This is a genomic window from Pseudomonas sp. P4_C4 (assembly GCF_056402055.1).
Map to the genome: position 1 here is coordinate 1 of NZ_JBFUID010000033.1, position 20,271 is coordinate 20,271.

The following is a 20,271-nucleotide window of genomic DNA, read 5'->3' on the forward strand; positions in this document are numbered from 1 at the left end:
GGTCGAGTTCATCCACGAAGACATCGACAACGCGCACCGGATTAGTGTCGCTGACGTAATCGTCCAGGCTCTCGGGGAGCAGGGTCCTTTGACCTCGGTGTTCACCTTGAATGAAGCGTTTCATGGGCAGCCCTTGCGATGAAATCCGGGGCAATCATAGCAAGGGTTGGCTTTGGCGTTTTGACACACTCTGGGCCGGSGGCGGCTAACCCGGCATCCATGCCGGGTTGCCCACTGCGCAGAACCTCCACTCGGCCTCACGAGGGGGCGTGTACCGCAAMAGCGTCCGAGGCGGCCTACCGGCCGGCCTGGTTCTGATGCGTGCGTGTTTCCCTGTAGGAGCTGTCGAGTGCAACGAGGCTGCGATCTTTTGATTTTTGACAATGTCGAAGGGTGCGGAAGATCAAGATCAAAAGATCGCAGCCTGCGGCAACTCCTACAGGGGGAATCCGTTTAGCCGAAAGAGATTGGTCGGCCATAAGGCCGCCTTCGCGAGCAAGCTCGCTCCCACAATGGGTCGGCCTACACCAACTGCTCTTCACCACTCAACAGGCCGAGCGTTAGCTCGCCTGCAGCTCTTGATCTTGATCCACCCGCCCCCTCGGAAGGCTGAGCGGAGGTGTTCATCCGGGGATGGGCGCGCAGCGCCGTTCGACGCAGTCGAACTCATTGCATGTAGGTCGAAGCGAAGCCGACCGGAGGGCAATGCCCCCGGATGAATACCGGAGCGAAGGAACCCCGAGCCTTAGCGAGGGGCCGTACGTTCGGGGCGAGCGTTTTTTGCTTACTTTTTTAGGCGCTTGTAAAAAAGTGAGTCGCCGTAAGGGCGAAACCGCCAGCCGTCGTTACCGCAGAAACGGATATGTACCCAATCAACCCACGACCCTGGTCGGCCCAAAGGCCGCCAAGGTCAACAACAAACTCAGGCCAAACTCTTGCTGACCACTTCAAACACATCACTGGACAACTGCCCCGAAGCCCGAATCCGCTCCAGCTCCCCCTTCATCAAAACCTGACGAGCACTGTCGTACTTGCGCCAGCGAGTCAAAGGCGCCAACTGGCGAGAAGCAATCTGCGGATTGAAGCCATTCAACTCGATCACCAGATCCGCCAGGAAGCGATACCCGGAACCGTCGGCGGCATGGAAGTTGATCAGGTTCTGCCCGGCAAACGCACCGACCAGCGCCCGCACCTTGTTCGGGTTCTTGATGTTGAACGCCGGATGCTGCATCAACGCCTTGGTCCGTGCCAGGCCACCGGGCAACACGCTGCCAGCCTGGACGCTGAACCACTGGTCCATGACCAGCGGGTTGTCCTTGAAGTGCTCGGCGAAGCTGACCAGCGCCGTGGCCTTCTCGGCTTCGAAGGGCGAGTTGACCAGCACGGCGAGTGCGGTCAGGCGCTCGGTCATGTTGTCGCACGCATCGAACTGCTCCAGCGTCGCCGCCAGAACTTCCGGCTTGCCGCTGAGCATCAGGTACGACAGCGCGATGTTCTGCAACGCGCGGCGAGCGAAGTGCTCGGCTTCGGCCACGTACGGCGTCTGCCTGGACAGTTCGCGATTGCCCTGATAACGCAGCCACAGACCTTCGAACAACGCATCGGCCAATTGCTTGCGGGCAAATTCACGCGCCGTGTGAATCGCTTCGACATCCGCCACTTCGCTGATTTCGGTCAGGTACGCCTCGCTTGGCAGCGAGAGCATTTCGGCAACCATGGCCTGATCCAGCGACTCGTCCGAGAGCACCGTGCGCAGCGCCGACACCAGACGCTGATCGAGTACCAGCGCTTCGCCCTTCTGCTGCTGGGCGATCAGCTCTTGCAGCACCTGCACCGACAATTGCTGGCCGGCATCCCAGCGATTGAAGCCGTCGCTGTCGTGCTGCATCAGGAACATCAGTTGATCACGGTCGTACGGGAAGCTCAGCTTCACCGGCGCCGAGAAACCACGCAGCAACGACGGCAGCGGTTGTTCGGCGATGTCGACGAAGGTGAAGGTCTGTTCGGCTTCGGTCACGGAAATGACCCGCGAGGTGCCTTGCGCGGAGGCTTCCCCGGACAGACGCAGGGCAATCGCTGCCCCTTTGGAATCCAGCAGGCCCAGCTCGACCGGGATCACGAACGGCAGTTTTTCAACTTTGTCCGGGGTTTGCGGGCAGCTCTGGCGGAAGGTCAGGCTGTAGGTTTTCGCCGCCGCATCAAAGGACTCGCTCACCGCCAGACGTGGTGTACCGGCCTGGCTGTACCAACGCTTGAACTGGGTCAGGTCAACGCCATTGGCATCCTCCATGGCCTTGATGAAGTCATCGCAGGTCACGGCCTGGCCGTCGTGGCGTTCGAAGTACAGGTCGCTGCCTTTGCGGAAACCTTCGGCACCGAGCAAGGTGTGGATCATGCCGACCACTTCCGAGCCCTTCTCGTACACGGTCAGGGTGTAGAAGTTGGAAATCTCGATGAAGCTGTCCGGGCGCACGGCGTGGGCCATGGGGCCGGCGTCTTCGGCGAATTGGTGGGTGCGCAGGTAGGCCACGTCCTGGATGCGCTTGACCGTGGCCGAGTTCATGTCCGAGGAGAAACCGGCATCGCGGAACACGGTGAAGCCTTCCTTCAGCGAGAGCTGAAACCAGTCGCGGCAGGTCACGCGGTTGCCCGACCAGTTGTGGAAGTATTCGTGGGCGACAATCGCCTCGACCCGCTGGTGCGCGGCGTCGGTGGCGGTTTCGGCCTTGGCCAGCACGGCGCTGGAGTTGAAGATGTTGAGGCCCTTGTTTTCCATGGCGCCCATGTTGAAGTCATTCACGGCGACGATCATGAAGATGTCCAGGTCGTACTCGCGACCGTAGACCTCTTCGTCCCAGCGCATGGATTTCTTCAGGCTGTTCATCGCGTGCTGGCACTTGTCGATGTTTTCCGGCTCGACGTAAATGCGCAGCGCCACATTGCGCTCGCTCATGGTGGTGAAACTGTCTTCGACGCACCACAGGTCACCGGCCACCAGCGCAAACAGGTACGCCGGTTTCTTGAACGGGTCTTCCCAGGTCGCCCAGTGCCGCCCTTCTTCACCGGGACCGGAAGCGATCGGGTTGCCGTTGGACAGCAGCACCGGATAGCTGTGTTGTTCAGCGACTACCGTGGTGGTGAACGTGCTCATCACATCCGGGCGGTCGAGGTAATAGGTGATCTTGCGAAAGCCTTCGGCCTCGCACTGGGTGCAGAACATCGTGCCGGACTTGTACAGGCCCTCCAGCGCGGTGTTGGTTTCCGGGTGGATCCGGACGCTGGTGTCGACCGTGAAGGTGGCGCTGGTCGGGTGCAGGGTCAGGTGATTCTCGGTCAGCTGATACTGCGCCTCGGAAAGCTCCTGGTCGGCCAACGTCACCGCCAACAGCTCAAGCTGCTGGCCGTCGAGCACCAGCGGCGGCAGGCCCGGGCCACGCTCGGGGTTGCGGCGCATCACCAGTTGCGCATGGACCAGGCTGTGGTCCTCGTACAACTCGAAGGTCAGGTGCGTTTCGTCGATCAGGTACTCGGGCGCCTGATAGTCCTTGAGGTAGATCATCTTCGGTTGTTCGGTGCGCATGCTGGAGTCCTTACTGATGCACGGCGAGCTGGTAAGCCGTGTATTTACGAATGTTGATCACGCCGGTGTCGAAGATCAGGTATTGACCCTTGATCCCCATCAGCGTGCCTTCGGCAATCGGGTTCTTGTCCAGGTTGAAGCTGACAATCTTCGTCGGGTACTGCTCGACCGGATAGCGGATTTCCAGCGGTTCGACGTCGGTCACCGGCTGGATCGCCTGCAAGCCAAATCGCTGCTGCAACCCCAGCAAACCTTCAGCGCAGCTGTCGAACAGCTGATCGCGGACTTCGGCCAGGTTCACCGCCGCCGCATCGCCCTTGAGCAAAGCACGCCAGTTGGTCTTGTCGGCCACCTGGCTGCGGAACAGATCCTCGACGAAACCGGACTGCTGACGGGTCGATACGCGCATGATCGGCAAGGCCTGGCTCGCACCCTGGTCGAGCCAGCGGGTCGGCAATTGGGTGGCACGGGTAATCCCGACTTTCACCCCCGACGAGTTGGCCAGATACACCACGTGATCAGTCATGCAAAACTTCTCGCCCCATTCCGGCTCGCGGCAGGTGCCGGCGTCGAAGTGGCAGCGTTCCGGGCTCATGATGCAGACGTCGCACTGGGCCAGTTTGGTCATGCACGGGTAGCAGTAGCCCTGGCTGAAACTGGTCTTGGTCTTGCGTCCGCAATGGATGCAGTGGATCGCGCCCAGGTATTCCAGGCGAACCGTGGTGCCGATCAACGGATTGACCGGGACCTCGGTTTCGCCCAGACGCAAAGCGTATTGCACGTTCGGCCCGGCCAGGCGCGCCGACATTTTGCTGATTGCACCGCGGCCAATCTCGATCAATGGATGGCATCCGACTTGAACAGGATATTCGGCACTTCGATCGACTTCGAGGCGCATTCCTGCGGCCCCATGTAGCCGGTACGCTGGTCTTCTGGCAGGTTCTGGATTTCCCAGGCGATCATCGCCTGCAACGACAGCTCGCGTTGTTCGGCGGTGAGCTTGCCACCGTCGGACCATTTGCCGATTTCCACGGCCAGTTTCAGGCTCTCGTAGATATCGGAGGTGATGTTGTTGATCATTTCGTTAAAAGAGGACATTGAGTCTCCGTCTCTTCATTGCAGGTTCTGAATTAGGCGGCCAGTTTACGGCGGTTATACAAACCGCCCAACAAACCGCTGAAGCATCCGATGAGTAACCCGCTGACGTGGGCCGCGTTGGCGATTTCGCCGAAGCCGATCATCGACACCAGCCCGGACAGGCACAACAGCAACCACACCAGCATCATCACCAGCACGCCTCGCGGCAGGCGATAAGCCGGGTTCGGCGCCAGCAGCTGGAAGATCCAGCAATGCCCGAGCAGGCCGTACAGTACACCGGACAAACCACCGAACAAGGTCGGGCCGCTGAAGTAATACTGGGCGTAGTTGGACACCAGGCTGAACAGCAGGGTCAGGCCGATCAGGTTGATACTGCCCTGACGCGACTCGATGCGCCGCCCCAGCTCCCAGTACCACATGCCGTTCATCGCCAGGTGCAGGATGCCGAAGTGAATCAGCATCGGCGTGAACAGGCGCCACCACTGCCCCGCCGCCAGGCTGTCGGCCAGTGGCGTGAAGTGGAGGTACTCGCCGACCACGCGGAACTCGAGGAAGGTCAGCCAGCGCATCGTTTCAAGGTTGTCGCCGAGCAGGGTCACTGCACCGACAATCACGCTCAGCAACAGCACCAGCGCGGTGGCCCTGGCGTATTTCAATTGCTCGACGAACCCCGGGCGCTTGATGGTCTGCGCCAGCGGAATGTCCAATTGCTGATCGGGATCGCCCGCCGGAAACCGTTCGTACAACGCGCGCACGTCTTCACTGATGTTGTCTGGCACCCACAGCACTTGCTCGCCTGCCTCTTCGCTGACCCGATGGGGCACTTGCATGCGCTTGAGCAGGGTGACGAACCCGCTCAAGTCCACCGCCAGGGGCAGACGCAATACCGCTACAGCACTCATTGCAGCACCTCCGGCCGCTCGACATCGACCCAGACGAATTTATGCGGATCCAGGCGGGTTTCCTGATCCAGTCGGTAGGCAACCAGTTTGCCGTACAGCACCGCGCTGTAATCCAGACAGGCCAGGTTCGGCCGGATCGGTGCCGGTTTGCCGCTGCGCCAGTAATGGCCGACGAACAACAACGGCTCATCGATGCCATAGCGCAGCAAACTGTTCTTTTCGGTGGGTGTCAGCGGCGTCCGGGCCACGGGTTCGGGCAGTGCATCGGGCTGGAACACGATGTCGCCGTAGGTTTTCGGATCGTCTTCCCAGAATTTGGTCCGGAAGAACGAACGCACCAGCCCATCGCCGCTGGTCATGGTCAGGCCATGGGGCAAGCGCATGTCCGTACCGCGCAGCAGCCGGTCGAACACGGTGCAGGCAAACGAACCCGCCTGCGCCGAAGCCTGGAGAAAATGCTCGTCGACACAACCGCTGGGGAACAACGCCCGCAGCGGCTCGATCAGGCCGGCGTCCCAGCAGGCGTGGACCACGCGAAAACGCCCGGCATCGACGAACAATGGCAGCTTATAGAACCATTGCTGGAAGTCGTGCCAGTCACCCGGATGGTGTTCGAACTGGGTCAGGGTTTCGTGTAGCAGGCGGGCATGGCGCGGCGTGTGCTCGCGCACGAATTGCTTGCCGCTGCCGGGCAGCGCCGGCGTGCTCCAGCCCAGCGCATTGAACTCGTGGTTGCCCATGATGCACAGCGCCTGACCGGCCTCGACCATGTCGTGGACGATATGCAGCGCCTCGCGAATCCGCGGGCCGCGATCGATGATATCGCCGACGAACACCGCCATGCGCGACGCGTGCCGCCAAACGCCACCTTGCTTGTGATAACCGAGTCGGTCGAGCAAGTGCTCCAGGGTCAGAGCGCAACCGTGCACGTCACCGATCAGGTCGTAGCTACGCGCGGGATCGAGCATCAGTCGCCTCCACCCCCCAACTTGCTGCCCCAGCCGAGCTTGGTCCGGCAAACTTCATAGTAGTTGTGGTCGAGCGGGTGAATCAGCCGCAGTTTCTGGGCTTTCTTGCTGACGGTAATGGTGTCGCCGGGCGCGCAGGTAAAGTGGTTCTGCCCGTCACACGAGACTTGCGGGTAAATCTGCATATCCTTGGACACGACGATTTTCAGCTCACTGTTGCCATCGACCACAATCGGTCTACCCGACAAGGTATGGGGGTACATCGGCACAATCACAATAGCGTCGAGCTTGGGATGCATGATCGGCCCGCCGGCAGACAGTGCATACGCGGTGGAACCGGTCGGCGTGGCGACGATCAGGCCGTCGGCCTTCTGGCTGCAGACGAACTGGCCGTCGATGTACAGCTCGAATTCGATCATTCGCGTGGATTTGCCAGGGTGCAGCACCACATCGTTCAGTGCATCGCCCTGGCCGATGGCCTCGCCGTGGCGACGGACTTCGGCCTGCAACAGGAAGCGGTTTTCCACCAGATAGTGGCCATCCAGCACTTCGGCGACCTTGGTTTCCAGTTCATCGGGGCGAATGTCGGTCAGGAAACCCAGGCTGCCCCGGTTGATGCCGAGCACCGGAATATTGTGCCTGGCCAGCGCCCGGGCGGCACCGAGCAGACTGCCGTCACCACCGACCACAATGACCATGTCGCAGACTTCGCCGAGCATCTTGCGCGACGAGGTTTGCAGGCCGTGCCCTGGCAGCACTTCGGCGATGGTGTCTTCGAGGATCACGTGCAGGTGACGATCGAGCAGAAACCGTTTCAGTCGGCGGACGGTATCCAGCACCTGGGAACTGCCCAGGCGACCGATGATGCCGATATTGCGAAATTGCTCCATGGGGCTCCTGCGGGGATCTGTGTGGCGGCGAAAACCACGATTATGGGCGAAAGCCGCCCGTAGACAAAATCCTTTCAGCTTCAAGGGTGTGCCCGGGTTTCGGGCTATGCTCGCAAGATGATGCTATTTCCTGATTTGCTCCACCTGCCCCATCAGTTACGCCATCCCGAAGTGCGTGACCTGGCGTGGGTCATCCTCGCGCCGCCCATGCTGGACGATACCCCGTGGCCGCAACGCCACCCGCTGGCCGGCAGCGACTGGGTGCAGGCACCGCAACGGCTGGAGCATTGGCTGCGACAACTGGACCGGGACAGTTATAGCTTACTGCACTGGCTGGCCCAGGCCCGGACACGGCGTCTGGGCCTGTATTACGAACGCCTCTGGCAATTCGCCGTGCAGCATGCGCCCGGCATTGAACTGATTGCTGCCAATATGCCGATTCGCCGCGAGGGGCACACCCTGGGTGAACTGGACATGCTGCTGCGCGACCGCGACGGCGTACATCACCTGGAACTGGCGATCAAACTTTACCTCGGCCCGCAATCCGGCGACGGGCATGACACTGCCCAGTGGCTGGGTCCGGGGTGCCACGATCGGCTCGACCGCAAGCTGGCGCACCTGAGCCAGCATCAATTGCCGATTTCCGCGCGCCCCGAGAGCCGTGAGGTGCTGGCGGCGCTGGATATCCAGGCCTTCAGCGCGCATTTGTGGCTGGGGGGTTACCTGCTGTACCCGTGGCCCGGACAGGCCACCCCGCCGTCGGGCGCCCATCCGCAGCATTTGCGGGGTCGCTGGCTGCATCAAAAGGATTGGCCTGCATTGTTGGCCCAGAGCCCGCCCGGTCGCTGGCAACCCCTGCCCCGCCATGCCTGGCTGGCGCCGGCGCATTATTCGGCGGAGCACACCTGGAACCCCGGACAGATGCAGGCCTGGCTCAATGACCTGGACCCTCTTGCGCCGGCACAATTGCTGGTGCGCCTGACAGAAAATGCCGAAGGTGACTGGGAAGAGGCCGAACGGCTGTTTCTGGTGGCGGACCTTTGGCCGAACGTGCCGGGTAATGTCTGAGTATTATTGTGTCCGGGCTGGCCCCATCGCGAGCAAGCTCGCTCCCACATTGGATCTGAGCCGTATACACGTTGTGTATCCAATGAAGATCCCTGTGGGAGCGAGCTTGCTCGCGATAGGGCCAGTCTGGTCTAAACGGACAACCTCGCCGAATCACATCACAAGCGAATCACATGCCCCTCCACAGGCGGGACCTGGCCATGGACCAAGCGATAAATGACCCTTTGCGCCGCTTCGTAACCCTGACTTTCAATGACTTCCAGCAAAGGCTTTTCGCTCTCGGTCACTCGCTGGAAAAACCGCACCAACCCTTCGCCGATATGCTGGCTGACCCCTTCCGGCCCCCATTCGGCATTGCGCTTGCGGATCTGCACCGGGGCAAAGAAGAACACCGGTTGCGGCCCCTCGATGGCCGTCATCTGCGCTTCATCGGTACTGTGCGCAGAGCCAGCGAAGCAACTGTAGACCAGTTGCCCGGCAAAGTGCTGGTGGACCTGATCGCGTAGTCCCAGGTCGCCGGAAAAATCCACGTACAGCGTAGGACGGTCACCGGCGAGGTTGGCCAACTCGGCATAAGACACCACGTATTCGTAACAGCCGAGGTTTTCGACAAATGCTTTGTTGCCGGCGGACGTCAGCGCCACACGCTCCAGTTGCGGATGATTTTGCAGACACACGGCCGTGCCGTAGGCGGTTTTGCTGGACGCGCTGGAGAACACCAGGCGGGTCGCATCGAAAAACCGGTTGTCTTGCAGGAAGTCCGCCAGCATCGATGAAGTCAGAAATAGCGGCTTGAGCAGAATCTGCAGGTTTTCGGTTTCAGGGCTGTAGTACGCATCCCAACTGCAGCGCGTGTATTGGTTGTACGCCGAGGTCAACCCCACGCGGTGCTCGGCCCCATCGTAAAAGCCACGTTCGGTGGCCCGTTCCGGGCGCATCCACAGATGGCTGGCCAGCGGGAAGTAACCGTAGAAACGCTCGCCCACCTTGATGCCTGCCACTGTTGACGCAATGACGTCGGCAAATCCCCAGGCCGGAACATGCCCCCAATCCTCCAGGCCTGTAGGAAAGAATCCCCAATAGTTCATTGAATCGCCATAAGCGGCGTACGTAATGTTGTTGGTGGTCAAGGCGCAACGGTCAATCTTCAAGATCACCTCGCCGGGTGCCGGGATCAGGCTACGTTTTTCCTGCTCGATCCGGCTCTGGTCCAGGGCATTCTTACGGGTAATCAGGCGTGTTAACGTGGTGAAATCCTGCATGTTCGGTCTCCTGCTGCGACACGGTGGCGGGTCACTCAAGAGTAATGACAGCCGATGAAGAGTGGGTTCGGAAACACCAAGGGCAGCTCGCCCACCCTCAATTCCCGCGCCAAGCCGCTGAAACGGCCGAGTCAGGCCCGGGCGATTTTCACCGTCGAGGCCATTTACGAGGCTTTTGTTCGGATTTGGCAGCGTGACGGCTGGTCAGGGCTGACCACCCGTGAAGTGGCATTGGAAGCCGGCGTGGCGATTGGCACGCTGTATGACTATTTCCCGAGCAAGGAAGCCCTGCTGTCGGGGTACATCCGGCATCGCCTGGAGGTACTACTGGCGCAAATGGATCAAAACGTCATCCAGCCAACCGACCTGGACTGGCAAACTCGCATCAAGCGTCTTGTGTGCCTGACCTGCGACCCTGACGATGCCCGACAACCCCTGTTCAACCATGCCGCGTCGCTCATCGAGCATCAGATCGCCGAACCCAAGCATCATCGAAGGGTGTACGAGGAACTGTCGCAAAAATGGCGTGAAGCCTTTGCTGCTTGCCGCGATTTGCCGGTGCAGCCATCAGCACCGACTATTGACGCCTGGGTGATCATGGCTTGGGGCGGTCGCCGCTATTGCGTCACAGCGCAACCGGCAGCGGAGCAAACTGCCGCCTGGCTGTCGGAAATGGAAACGATGATTTGTAGCCGGTTATCCAGCGCTTCGTAGGACAAAGCGCTGGCCAATGAACATCAAACTTTCTTGTGCTGTTCGACCCATTGCCCATAGGCATTGATGAAATTTTGCAGGAACGGCTTGACCGACTCGGACAACTTGCCCGCCTCGTCGAATGCCGAACCGGCGTTCCCCAGATAGGCCTCCGGCTGCTGCATCATCGGCACATTCAGAAACACCATGGATTGACGCAGGTTGTGATTGGCACCAAACCCGCCGACGGCCCCCGGCGAAGCACTGATAACGGCGCCGGGCTTGCCACTCCACGAACTCTTGCCATAAGGGCGAGAACCCACGTCAATCGCATTTTTCAGCGGCGCCGGCACCGATCGATTGTATTCCGGAGTCACGAACAGCACCGCGTCGGAAGAACTCACCTGTTGCCGGAAAGTGCTGTAGGCTGCCGGCGGTGAAGCGCCATCGATGTCTTCGTTATAGAGCGGCAGATCGCCAATTTCGACGATGTTGAGTTTGAGATTGGCCGGCGCCAGTTCTGTCAAAGCCCGTGCGACCTTGCGGTTGATCGATTCCTTTCTCAAGCTGCCGACCAAGACGGCGATCGTATAGACGTTGCTCATGGGAGATTCTCGACTGTCCGATAGGAAGAGCTTGTAGTTATAGATGACGATTCAAGCAGCGGGCGACTGAAAACGCCGTCCCTGACTATTTTTTTCCTGTAGGAAAACTTACCTCGCTCAAGCACGGTCTACAGTGCCGCAAATTGAGTGATTTATCTCCAGAGGTTCTAAGCAGATGGCAGCAGTACTCGTCGGTCAGTTCCATGCAAGAGACGCGGAAGGCCGTATATATTCGGTGCACGAGTTCCAGGACTCCACCCCGGCGGTAGACGGTTCAGGCCCCGTCACCACCTACAAGCTGGCCATTGGCGACCGTGTCAACAAGGTCGACGACAATGAATTCATGCTGGTGCAAACCGGCGTAACCATTACCCGCGAACCGCAAACCGCCAGCGTTTCATAACCCGTCGTTATGAGCAGAAGTCATATGCGCGGACTTGGGGTAGGATTCAGCCACTGACTCCTCCACCTGCTGAACATGGACTTCACGCATGCGCTTACGCCATATCGAAGTGATCCAGGCGCTCTTGCAGACCGGTCACCTGGGCACCGCCGCCGAATGGCTGCAGTTGCCGGTGGCCGAAGTCGAGCGTTTGCTGCGCGACGCCGAGGATCAGTTGGGTTTCATGCTGTTCGCCAGCGTACGCGGGCGATTGCAGGCCACCCGCGAAGCGCGGGAATTGCAGGTGGAAATTGCCCGGGTCTACGACGCGCTCGAACCGGTGCAGCGCCTGGCCAACAGCCTCAGGCAATACCTGGCGCCGCCGCTGCGCATCATCTGCACCCCGCCTCTGGCTAACCAATTGTTACCACACAGCATCGCCGCCCTGCGCCGACGCCTGCCCGACGCACCTTGCACACTGCTGAGCCAGCCCACCCGCGACATCGTCAGAAGCCTGCTGCTGCGTGAAAGCGATCTGGGCCTGAGCCTGCATGACCCCGATCACGCCGACCTCGATTGCCAGGTAATTGCCCAGGGCAAACTCCAGCTRCTCRCCCCCCATGGCTGGCTGCAACCGAAACAGAAATACATTTCACTGCAGGATCTGGCCGGCCAATCGATGATCGGACTGGAGGGGCAAGACCCGCTGAGCCCGGCACTGGAAAACAAACTGCACGGCTTGCGCCCTGCTCCGGTGATTCAAACCCGGGTCCAGACGCATCAGATGATGCGCAGCATGGTCGAGGCCGGCGAAGGCCTGGCCATCGTCGACCCCTTCACCGCCCTCGGCGCCAAAGCCTCGGGGCTGGACGCCTGCCCGCTCGCGCCAGCCGTGCCGATCAGTCTCTACGCCTTGTCGCTGAAAAACGTCGAACCGTCTCCGGCGGTTCAGGCATTGTTGGCCATCGTCACGGAACAAGCCGCGGCGATGCTGACGAACTGAGCAGATTTTCCAACGGATTTTCGAACATTCGATACCAGAACAGCGCCACTTCGGCGGTGTTCGGATCGATGCCGCGATAGCGCAGATGGTCGATCCCGCCCATCACGTAACCGCAACGCTCATAGAGCCTGCAGGCCCCCAGGTTGTTGTTCTGGGTTTCGAGCATGATGCCCGGGAGCTTTTTCTTGCGGCTCCAGAATTGCGCCACATCCAGCAAGGCCTTGGCCACACCGTGCCGTCGGGCCGGTGCATGCACCGCCAGTTCGTCGATATGGGCAAAGCCGTTCCAGTTGGTGCTGACCACCAGATGCCCCACGGGCTGGTCATCCAGATAGGCCATGAAAATCGCGCTGTCGGCGGCATCGCGAAAGCTGCTGAATTCCTCGGGGTCGATGCCGTAGCACTTGCGATAAGGCGTGATCGGGGTGACCGGCCACTGTGCCACCGGCTTGCCTATTTCGGCCGCACCGTAGGCCGCGACTTCAAAACTGAAATCACTGCCCCAGATATAGGCGGCAAAACCCTCGTCGGCAACCCGTACCGACAACCCTGGGAAATTCGGATTTATAACCGGCTGCATACTGGGAAAGGTCCTCATTCCTTGATGCAATCGACGGTGTAGCACCGTCCACTGCCCTGATCTTCGTGTTGCAATCCGTGCACATCAGCAACGAACCCCGGAAAACTGCTATCGAACGTGCGGGCAAACGCCAGGTAATCGATGATCGAGCGGGTCGACTCGGTAAAGCGCTCGCCCGGCATGATCAGCGGAATGCCAGGTGGATACGGCACCAGCATCACCGCCGCGATCCGCCCGGCCAGCGCATCGATCGACACGGCTTCGACTTCACCCCGCACCAATTGATCATAGGCGTCCGCCGGCTTCATCGCGACTTCCGGCAGTACGGTGTACATGCGTTTGAGGTGCCTGGCGGTGGCATTGCTGCGATAACAGGCATGCAACTGATCGCACAGATCACGCAAGCCCATGCCCTGATAGCGCGCGACATTCTCTTGCGCCACGCAAGGCAGGCAACTGGCCAGACTGACGTTGGCGTCATAGCTGCGCTTGAACTCCAGCAATTCGGTGAGCAGCGTGCTCCACTTGCCTTTGGTGATACCCATGGAAAACAACACCAGGAACGAATACAGCCCGGTCTTCTCAACCACCAGGCCACGCTCCCAAAGGAACTTGCTGACCACCGCCGCCGGAATCCCGTGCTCGCTGAGGGCGCCACCGGCCGTCAGCCCCGGCATCACCAGCGTGACCTTGATCGGGTCGAGCAGCACATAATCGTCGGTCACGCCGCCAAAGCCGTGCCAGTCGGCATCGGGTTGCAGCAACCAGTCCTCGGTGACGACCCGCTCGATGCCTTCCGCCGACGGCGGTTGCCAGATCGAAAACCACCAGTCATCCGCGGCAATGTGCTGTCGCAAGTTAGCCAGCGCCCGGCGAAAACTCAGGGCTTCGTCGAACATTTCCTGCAACAGCGAACGCCCGGCCGGTCCTTCCATCATCGCCGAAGCCACATCCAGCGAGGCAATGATGCCGTACTGCGGCGAGGTCGAGATGTGCATCATGAACGCTTCGTTGAAGCGATCCCGGTCCAGTTGCCGCGCGCCGCCATCGCGCACGTGAATCATCGACGCCTGACTGAAAGCCGCCAGCAACTTGTGGGTGGAATGGGTGGTAAACACCAACGGGCTGTCTTCATCACGGGACGTGCCCATGCCGTAGCGCCCGGCAAAAAACTCATGAAACGCCGCATAGGCGTACCAGGCCTCGTCGAAGTGCAGCACCTCGACGCTATTGCCCAGTTGCTGCCTGATCAGCTCGGCGTTGTAGCAGAGGCCGTCATACGTCGAATTGGTCACCACCGCGAGCTTGACCTTCGGTGCACGGCCCTTGGTCAGCGGACTGGCGTCGATCTTGGCCTGGATCGATTCGCGGCTGAACTCGCTCAGGGGAATCGGACCGATGATCCCCAGCTCATTACGCTCCGGACACAAGTACAGCGGGATCGCGCCGGTCATGATGATCGAGTGCAGCACCGACTTGTGGCAATTGCGATCCACCAGCACCAGGTCATCGCGGGCGACCACCGAGTGCCAGACAATCTTGTTGGCCGTGGAGGTGCCATTGATCACGAAAAAGGTGTGATCGGCGCCGAAATTTCGTGCTGCACGGGCCTCGGCTTCAGCCAGGGGACCGGTGTGGTCGAGTAAAGAACCGAGCTCCGGCACCGACACCGAAAGGTCCGAGCGCAGGGTGTTTTCCCCAAAAAACTGGTGAAACGCCTGCCCGACCGGACTCTTGTGATACGCCACGCCACCGCCGTGACCGGGGGTGTGCCAGGAATAGTTGGAATCCGCGGTGTGTTGCACCAAAGCCTTGAAAAATGGCGGCAACAGTCCATCGAGGTATTTGCGCGCGGCGCGGGCCACCTGTCGGGCGAGAAAGGGCACGGTGTCTTCAAACAGGTAAAGAATGCCGCGCAACTGATTGAGCTCGGCCATGGCGTCGGCAGGCGCGTTTTCCAGGGTCACTGTTTCGCCCAAGGCGAAGATCGGCAGATCCGGTGCACGCACTCGCGCCAGACCGATCAGTTCGGCCATGTTTTGCAACAAATGGGAGTGGCTGCTGGCGTCCTCGGAGGCAATCAACATGCAGGACAGGCCATGGTAAGTCGACGCCACCAATCGTCCTTCGGTGTAGTCCACCGCCGAAACGACACTGAACCCTTCCTGCTCCAGCTCCCGGGCAATCCCCCGCACGCGGTCGCCAGCGACGCTGTCGGCCTTGATGTCGCGATGGACAATCAGGACCGGGAATTTCAAATCTTTATACATGAGGCTCAGTGTCCTGAGGCGGCAGACCATAGCCTGCCAATCACCTCAGGGTAGAGTGTTGCAGAGGATGTGGCGAGTGTCGCGCCCTGAAATGGGTCATCGGATGCATGCCAGCGGCGCGGCTATTCGAAGATCCTTTCGAAACATCTACGCCTGCGCTTCAGCCTCAGCCAGCTGCACCCACAACGCCGGAGCACCTGCGGATTTGCCGATGATTTCCAGGCGCGCCGCGTGGCGGGCCTGGTCGTCTTCGCTGGCGCGGATGATGCGCGTCGGCTGGCGATCTGCTGGCAAACGGCGGATCTCGGTGGCCGAATTGTCCGCCCCTTCACCGGAGCCATTGCCATCGGAGGCGTTACCGGCCAGGGACAGACTGGTCTGCCCCCCGGTCATGGTCAGGTAGACGTCGGCGAGAATCTCGGAGTCGAGCAAGGCGCCGTGCAGTTCACGGCCGGAGTTGTCGACACCATAGCGCTTGCACAATGCGTCGAGGCTGTTGCGCTGCCCCGGGTGACGTTCCCGGGCCATCATCAGGGTGTCGAGGATCGAGCAGTGCTGCGTGATGTCCGCGCGGTCCTGCTGCCCCATCAGGGCGAATTCGTTGTTGATGAAGCCAACGTCGAACGCCGCGTTATGGATGATCAGCTGTGCGCCCTTGATGAACTCGAAGAATTCTTCGGCCACTTCGGCAAAACGCGGCTTGCCCACGAGGAATTCGTTGGTGATGCCGTGGACGCCGATGGCACCCTCGTCACTTTCGCGATCGGGTTGCAGGTACACGTGAAAGTGCCGGCCCGTCAGGCGTCGGCCGATCAACTCGACACAACCGATTTCGATAATCCGGTGGCCGTCGGTCACCGGCATGCCGGTGGTTTCGGTGTCGAGTACAACGGATCTGGTGGCCATCAGTGCTCAGCTCTCAATCGGTCAATCGTGCAAAAGCGCGAATCTTAACATGCTCGCGGGCCATCGCCATTGCGCTGCTGTGAACACAATCCTTGTAGGAGCTGCCGAAGGCTGCGATCTTTTGATCTGGCTTTTGATTTTTTGCGGCCTGAAAAAGATCAAGATCAAAAGATCGTCCGATCGCGGCCCGAGCCTTCGGCAGCTCCTACGGCAGACATTGCGATCAGCCCTGCTTGTACCCGCGCACTTCATCGACGCCACGGTTGGCCAACTGGTCGGCTCGCTCGTTGCCGTGATGGCCAATGTGTCCGCGCACCCATTTCCAGGTGACCTTGTGGCGGTTGACCTGCTCGTCGAGCAACTTCCACAGGTCAGCATTCTTCACCGGCTCCTTCGCCGCGGTTTTCCAGCCGCGCTTCTTCCAGTTGTCCATCCACTCGTTGATGCCTTTCATCACGTACTGGGAGTCGGTCACCAGCAGCACCTCGCAGGGACGCTTGAGTTCTTCCAGGCCACGGATTGCACCCATCAGTTCCATGCGGTTGTTGGTGGTATTGGCTTCGCCGCCCCAGAGTTCCTTTTCGACGCCCTTGCACACCAGCAGTGCGCCCCAGCCGCCAGGGCCAGGGTTGCCCTTGCAGGCGCCGTCGGTGAACAGTTCTACGCTATCGCTCATGCCAATCTATCCAGAAAATGCGCTGGCCCGCCGATCGCTGATCGACGACGCCCGAAGCCGGGACAGGCCCGGCCGCAAATGAAAAGTGTGTATTACGGTTCGATGTTGCGACGGTTGACCTTGGCCATCGGCAAAGGAATCAACTTGCCCTTCGGCTCGCGCCGCTCCTGACGGACCGGTCGCAGGCCCACCACGATCTTGCGCGCCACCAATAAATAGAAGCCGCCGCCCGACAATTGCCAGTCACCGGCCTTGCGCTCCCAACCGGCCAGTCGGGTCTGCCACGCCGGTGACGCAAGCGGCGGACGATAGCACCCGAAGCGGCGTTTCTCCAGCGCGAAGCCCAGCAGGTTCAGCCAGTCCGCGACCCGTGACGGCGAAATGCAGCGTGCCTTGCGCAACGCATCCTGGGCAAACACATGCCGCAGACCCCAAGTGCTCCAGGGATTGATGCCGATGATCAGCAAATGCCCGCCGGGCCGTACGCTGCTGGCCGCCTCGCGAAGCAAACCATGGGGCGACAGGCAGAAATCCAGACCATGCTGCAGCACCACCACATCGGCAGCATGTTCGCTCAACGGCCAGGCCTGTTCCTCGCAGACGATCTCGACCCCCGGCAACGGCGCGCCAAGGCGCACATTGCGCTGCACCTGCGGCGCTGACGGCGGGGTCTGGGCCGAGGGGCCGTAATGCACCAGATAGCCACCAAAGAACCGCCCGAGCTCGTCTTCGAGCATGCGCCGCTCTTCGTCCAGCAGAAATTGCCCGATCGGACCTGCCAGCCACTCGCGGGCCGCGCTGATCAACGCGAGCCAGTCAGGATCAGCCTGTGCGAACGCTTTATCAGTCATTGCATTCTCCAACACGCCAGGAAGTTCTAAGATGCGCTATTGTTTTCCGCTTGGCGAATCCGACGATGATACAGATCACTGCCCTGCCCGCCTTTACCGACAACTACATCTGGTTGTTACAAGACCGCGACACCAAGCGCTGCGCGGTCGTCGATCCGGGTGATGCCGCCCCGGTACAAGCCTGGCTCGCGGCCAATCCGGGTTGGGTACTGAGTGATATTTTGATCACTCACCACCATCATGACCACGTCGGCGGCGTCGAATTGCTGAAGAAAGCGACAAGCGCGAAGGTCTCTGGCCCGGCCAGCGAAAAGATCCCGGCGCGGGACGTTGCGCTCAAAGACAACGACAAGGTCAGCGTGCTCGGCCTGGACTTCGATATCTTCGCGGTCCCCGGCCACACCCTGGGGCATATCGCCTATTACCATCACGGCTTGCTGTTCTGCGGCGACACACTGTTTGCCGCCGGCTGCGGACGCTTGTTCGAAGGCACTCCACAGCAAATGTACAGCTCGCTGACACGCCTCGCCGGGTTGCCGGACGATACGCTGGTCTACTGCACCCACGAATACACCCTCAGCAACCTGAAGTTTGCCGCGGCCGTCGAACCGAACAACCCGGACACCGCCGAACGCCTGGCCAAAGTCACCCGCCAACGGGAATCCGGGATCATGACGCTGCCGTCGACACTGGCACTGGAAAAGCTCACAAACCCGTTTTTGCGCTCCGGTGAAACATCCGTTAAAGAAAAAGCGGACGAACGGACCGGCACCGATAACTCGGTGCCCGATATGGTTTTTGCTGCTCTTCGAGCGTGGAAAGACACGTTCTAAAGGGATCTCACAAGGTTGCAACAATTCTGAAAGGTTGACCGCGCAGGGTGCGCTTTCTAGAATCGCCCGACATTTTTGCCCGGAACTTACTTCCAGCCAATGTCGTCACCTATTCGCAAAGCCATCAGTTCAGACGCATTGACCCGCTTGGCTCAAGCCATCGCGGTGGCTGTGTCCGCCACCCTGGCGGGCTGTTCCAGCCATGCGCCGCAGACCGATGCGGCGCACGCGCAGAACATCGCCGCGCGCGCCAAGCAGAAGCCGGTTTGGCTCAGCGAAAAACCCAGCCCGCAAATTCCCCAGGACGTCTGGGAGCGTATGCGCCAGGGCTTCCAGTTGCAGGACGGGCTGGGCGTCAACCCGCGCATCGAGCAACAACGCCTTTGGTTCGCCAGCAATCCATCTTTCCTCGAAAACGCCGGCGAACGTGGCAGCTTATACATTCATTACATCGTCGAACGCCTTGAAGAGCGCAACATGCCGCTGGAACTGGCACTGCTGCCAGTGATTGAAAGCGCCTACAACCCGATGGCCTATTCCCGGGCCGACGCGGTGGGTCTTTGGCAGTTCATCCCCTCCACCGGGCGTTACTTCAACCTGCGTCAAACCCGTTTCTATGATGGCCGTCGCGATATCACCGCGTCGACCACCGCCGCGCTGGATTACCTGACCCGCCTGCACGACATGTTCAACGGCGACTGGATGCTGGCCCTGGCGGCCTACAACGCCGGCGAAGGCACCGTCAGCCGGGCCATCGAGCGCAACGAACGCCTCGGCCTGCCGACCGACTACTGGAACCTGCCGCTGCCTTCCGAAACCCAGGCCTACGTGCCGAAGTTGCTGGCACTGTCGCAGGTGGTGATGGCGCCGGAAGCCTACGGCGTGAACCTCAACCCGATCGCCAACGAACCTTACTTCAAGGTCGTCGAAATCAACCAGCGCATGGACCTGTCCAAGGTTGCTGAAGTCGCCAACATCGACGAAGACGAACTGTTCCAGCTCAACCCGGCCTTCAAGCAGCGCACCACCATCGACGGTCCGCAGCACCTGTTGGTGCCGACTTCCAAGGCGCAACTGCTGACCAGCAGCCTGCAAACCATGCGCCCTGAAGAGTTGATCAGCAAGAAATCGCTCAAGCCGGTCTTCGAAGGTGCCGACGATACCCAGGTCGCCAGCGTCAAGCGTTCCTACCGGGTCAAACGGGGTGACAACCTCGGCTCCATCGCCAAGGCCAACAACGTTGACGTGCAGGACCTGCAACGCTGGAACAAACTGACCGGCAAGAACCTCAAGCCCGGCCAGACCCTCGTCATGCAGGACAACAGCAAACGCAGCTCCGGGCGCGTCAACACCGTGATTGCAGCCAATACCAAAAAACAGCAGACCACGTACAAGGTCCAGCAAGGCGACTCGCTGTACATCGTGGCCAAGCGCTTCAACGTTGAAATGCAGCACCTCAAGCGCTGGAACCCGCGTGTCGGTCAGGCGCTGAAGCCTGGCCAGATGTTGACGGTGGCCAATCCGCACTAAAACTGTAGGAGCAGCCGGTCGACGCTCGATTGCTCGCGAAAGTCGCCAACGATAACGCGGGCATTCTGGATAAATGCCGCGCCCTCAGGTTCTTCGCGAGCAAGCTCGCTCCTACAGGATTGCAACCGCTCAAATCTCCCGTCTTTTTCCTGTCCATACAAGCTGTTACTGTAC

The 20,271-nt window shown here is 60.4% G+C and carries 20 protein-coding genes; 6 read left to right on the forward strand and 14 right to left on the reverse strand.

Annotation, left to right across the window (positions count from 1 at the left end):
• The 7 genes from AC1DXW_RS17625 to AC1DXW_RS17655 all read right to left on the reverse strand — a co-directional run.
• Positions 1–124 (reverse strand): hypothetical protein (locus tag AC1DXW_RS17625; protein WP_477760284.1); only part of this gene is annotated, 124 nt, incomplete at its 3' end.
• A gap of 798 nt (positions 125–922) precedes the next feature.
• On the reverse strand, positions 923–3,580 hold the full coding sequence (gene pepN / locus AC1DXW_RS17630; protein WP_477760272.1) for an aminopeptidase N: 2,658 nt from the start codon (positions 3,578–3,580) through the stop codon (positions 923–925).
• 10 nt (positions 3,581–3,590) lie between these two features.
• Entirely contained in the window at positions 3,591–4,421 is an 831-nt protein-coding gene (locus tag AC1DXW_RS17635; RefSeq protein ID WP_477755644.1) for a DUF2797 domain-containing protein, read from the reverse strand.
• A complete protein-coding gene (locus AC1DXW_RS17640; RefSeq protein ID WP_477755643.1) occupies positions 4,418–4,678 on the reverse strand; it encodes a YeaC family protein in 261 nt (86 codons plus the stop codon). The genes AC1DXW_RS17635 and AC1DXW_RS17640 overlap by 4 nt, the downstream gene beginning before the upstream one ends.
• A gap of 32 nt (positions 4,679–4,710) precedes the next feature.
• Complete coding sequence (locus tag AC1DXW_RS17645) at positions 4,711–5,580, reverse strand: rhomboid family intramembrane serine protease (protein ID WP_477755642.1); 870 nt, start codon at positions 5,578–5,580, stop codon at positions 4,711–4,713.
• Complete coding sequence (locus AC1DXW_RS17650) at positions 5,577–6,548, reverse strand: metallophosphoesterase (RefSeq protein WP_477760273.1); 972 nt, start codon at positions 6,546–6,548, stop codon at positions 5,577–5,579. The genes AC1DXW_RS17645 and AC1DXW_RS17650 overlap by 4 nt, the downstream gene beginning before the upstream one ends.
• On the reverse strand, positions 6,548–7,438 hold the full coding sequence (locus AC1DXW_RS17655; protein WP_057398469.1) for an NAD(+) kinase: 891 nt from the start codon (positions 7,436–7,438) through the stop codon (positions 6,548–6,550). The genes AC1DXW_RS17650 and AC1DXW_RS17655 overlap by 1 nt, the downstream gene beginning before the upstream one ends.
• 117 nt (positions 7,439–7,555) lie before the next feature.
• Here AC1DXW_RS17655 and AC1DXW_RS17660 point away from each other — a divergent pair, with 117 nt between their 5' ends.
• Positions 7,556–8,506, forward strand: coding sequence for a DUF1853 family protein (locus tag AC1DXW_RS17660; protein ID WP_477755640.1), 951 nt, complete (start codon positions 7,556–7,558; stop codon positions 8,504–8,506).
• A 158-nt stretch (positions 8,507–8,664) separates the two neighbouring features.
• Here the strand turns inward: AC1DXW_RS17660 and AC1DXW_RS17665 are convergent, their stop codons facing one another.
• Positions 8,665–9,768 (reverse strand): DUF2855 family protein, encoded by a 1,104-nt coding sequence (locus AC1DXW_RS17665; protein ID WP_477760274.1) that lies wholly within the window; start codon positions 9,766–9,768, stop codon positions 8,665–8,667.
• A 54-nt stretch (positions 9,769–9,822) separates the two neighbouring features.
• Between AC1DXW_RS17665 and AC1DXW_RS17670 the strand changes: the two genes are divergently transcribed.
• Positions 9,823–10,482, forward strand: a complete 660-nt coding sequence (locus AC1DXW_RS17670) for a TetR/AcrR family transcriptional regulator (protein WP_477755459.1) — start codon at positions 9,823–9,825, stop codon at positions 10,480–10,482.
• Between the two features lie 23 nt (positions 10,483–10,505).
• Here the strand turns inward: AC1DXW_RS17670 and AC1DXW_RS17675 are convergent, their stop codons facing one another.
• Complete coding sequence (locus AC1DXW_RS17675) at positions 10,506–11,066, reverse strand: NADPH-dependent FMN reductase (protein ID WP_477755458.1); 561 nt, start codon at positions 11,064–11,066, stop codon at positions 10,506–10,508.
• A 175-nt stretch (positions 11,067–11,241) separates the two neighbouring features.
• Between AC1DXW_RS17675 and AC1DXW_RS17680 the strand changes: the two genes are divergently transcribed.
• Both AC1DXW_RS17680 and AC1DXW_RS17685 read left to right on the forward strand, forming a co-directional pair.
• Positions 11,242–11,469 carry a hypothetical protein gene (locus AC1DXW_RS17680; protein ID WP_008051885.1) on the forward strand — a complete coding sequence of 76 codons (228 nt, stop codon included), beginning with the start codon at positions 11,242–11,244 and terminating at the stop codon, positions 11,467–11,469.
• A gap of 88 nt (positions 11,470–11,557) precedes the next feature.
• Complete coding sequence (locus AC1DXW_RS17685; protein ID WP_477760275.1) at positions 11,558–12,451, forward strand: LysR substrate-binding domain-containing protein; 894 nt, start codon at positions 11,558–11,560, stop codon at positions 12,449–12,451.
• On the opposite strand, the gene AC1DXW_RS17690 is transcribed toward AC1DXW_RS17685, so the two are convergent.
• The 5 genes from AC1DXW_RS17690 to AC1DXW_RS17710 form a co-directional block, all read right to left on the reverse strand.
• Positions 12,417–13,031, reverse strand: a complete 615-nt coding sequence (locus tag AC1DXW_RS17690; protein WP_477755456.1) for a GNAT family N-acetyltransferase — start codon at positions 13,029–13,031, stop codon at positions 12,417–12,419. The two genes, AC1DXW_RS17685 and AC1DXW_RS17690, sit on opposite strands and share 35 nt — an antisense overlap.
• A 14-nt stretch (positions 13,032–13,045) precedes the next feature.
• Positions 13,046–15,301, reverse strand: coding sequence for an Orn/Lys/Arg family decarboxylase (locus AC1DXW_RS17695; protein WP_477760276.1), 2,256 nt, complete (start codon positions 15,299–15,301; stop codon positions 13,046–13,048).
• Positions 15,302–15,448: 147 nt separating this feature from the next.
• Entirely contained in the window at positions 15,449–16,207 is a 759-nt protein-coding gene (dnaQ, locus tag AC1DXW_RS17700; protein WP_477755454.1) for a DNA polymerase III subunit epsilon, read from the reverse strand.
• Between the two features lie 223 nt (positions 16,208–16,430).
• Positions 16,431–16,883, reverse strand: coding sequence for a ribonuclease HI (gene rnhA / locus AC1DXW_RS17705; RefSeq protein WP_007979123.1), 453 nt, complete (start codon positions 16,881–16,883; stop codon positions 16,431–16,433).
• Between the two features lie 92 nt (positions 16,884–16,975).
• Complete coding sequence (locus AC1DXW_RS17710) at positions 16,976–17,734, reverse strand: class I SAM-dependent methyltransferase (RefSeq protein WP_477755453.1); 759 nt, start codon at positions 17,732–17,734, stop codon at positions 16,976–16,978.
• 65 nt (positions 17,735–17,799) lie between these two features.
• On the opposite strand from AC1DXW_RS17710, the gene gloB reads away from it, so the two are divergent.
• The gene (gene gloB, locus AC1DXW_RS17715) at positions 17,800–18,567 is read left to right on the forward strand and encodes a hydroxyacylglutathione hydrolase (RefSeq protein WP_477760277.1); all 768 of its coding nucleotides are present in this window, start codon (positions 17,800–17,802) and stop codon (positions 18,565–18,567) included.
• 99 nt (positions 18,568–18,666) lie between these two features.
• Positions 18,667–20,097, forward strand: a complete 1,431-nt coding sequence (locus AC1DXW_RS17720; RefSeq protein ID WP_477755828.1) for a transglycosylase SLT domain-containing protein — start codon at positions 18,667–18,669, stop codon at positions 20,095–20,097.
• Positions 20,098–20,271: the final 174 nt, after the last annotated feature.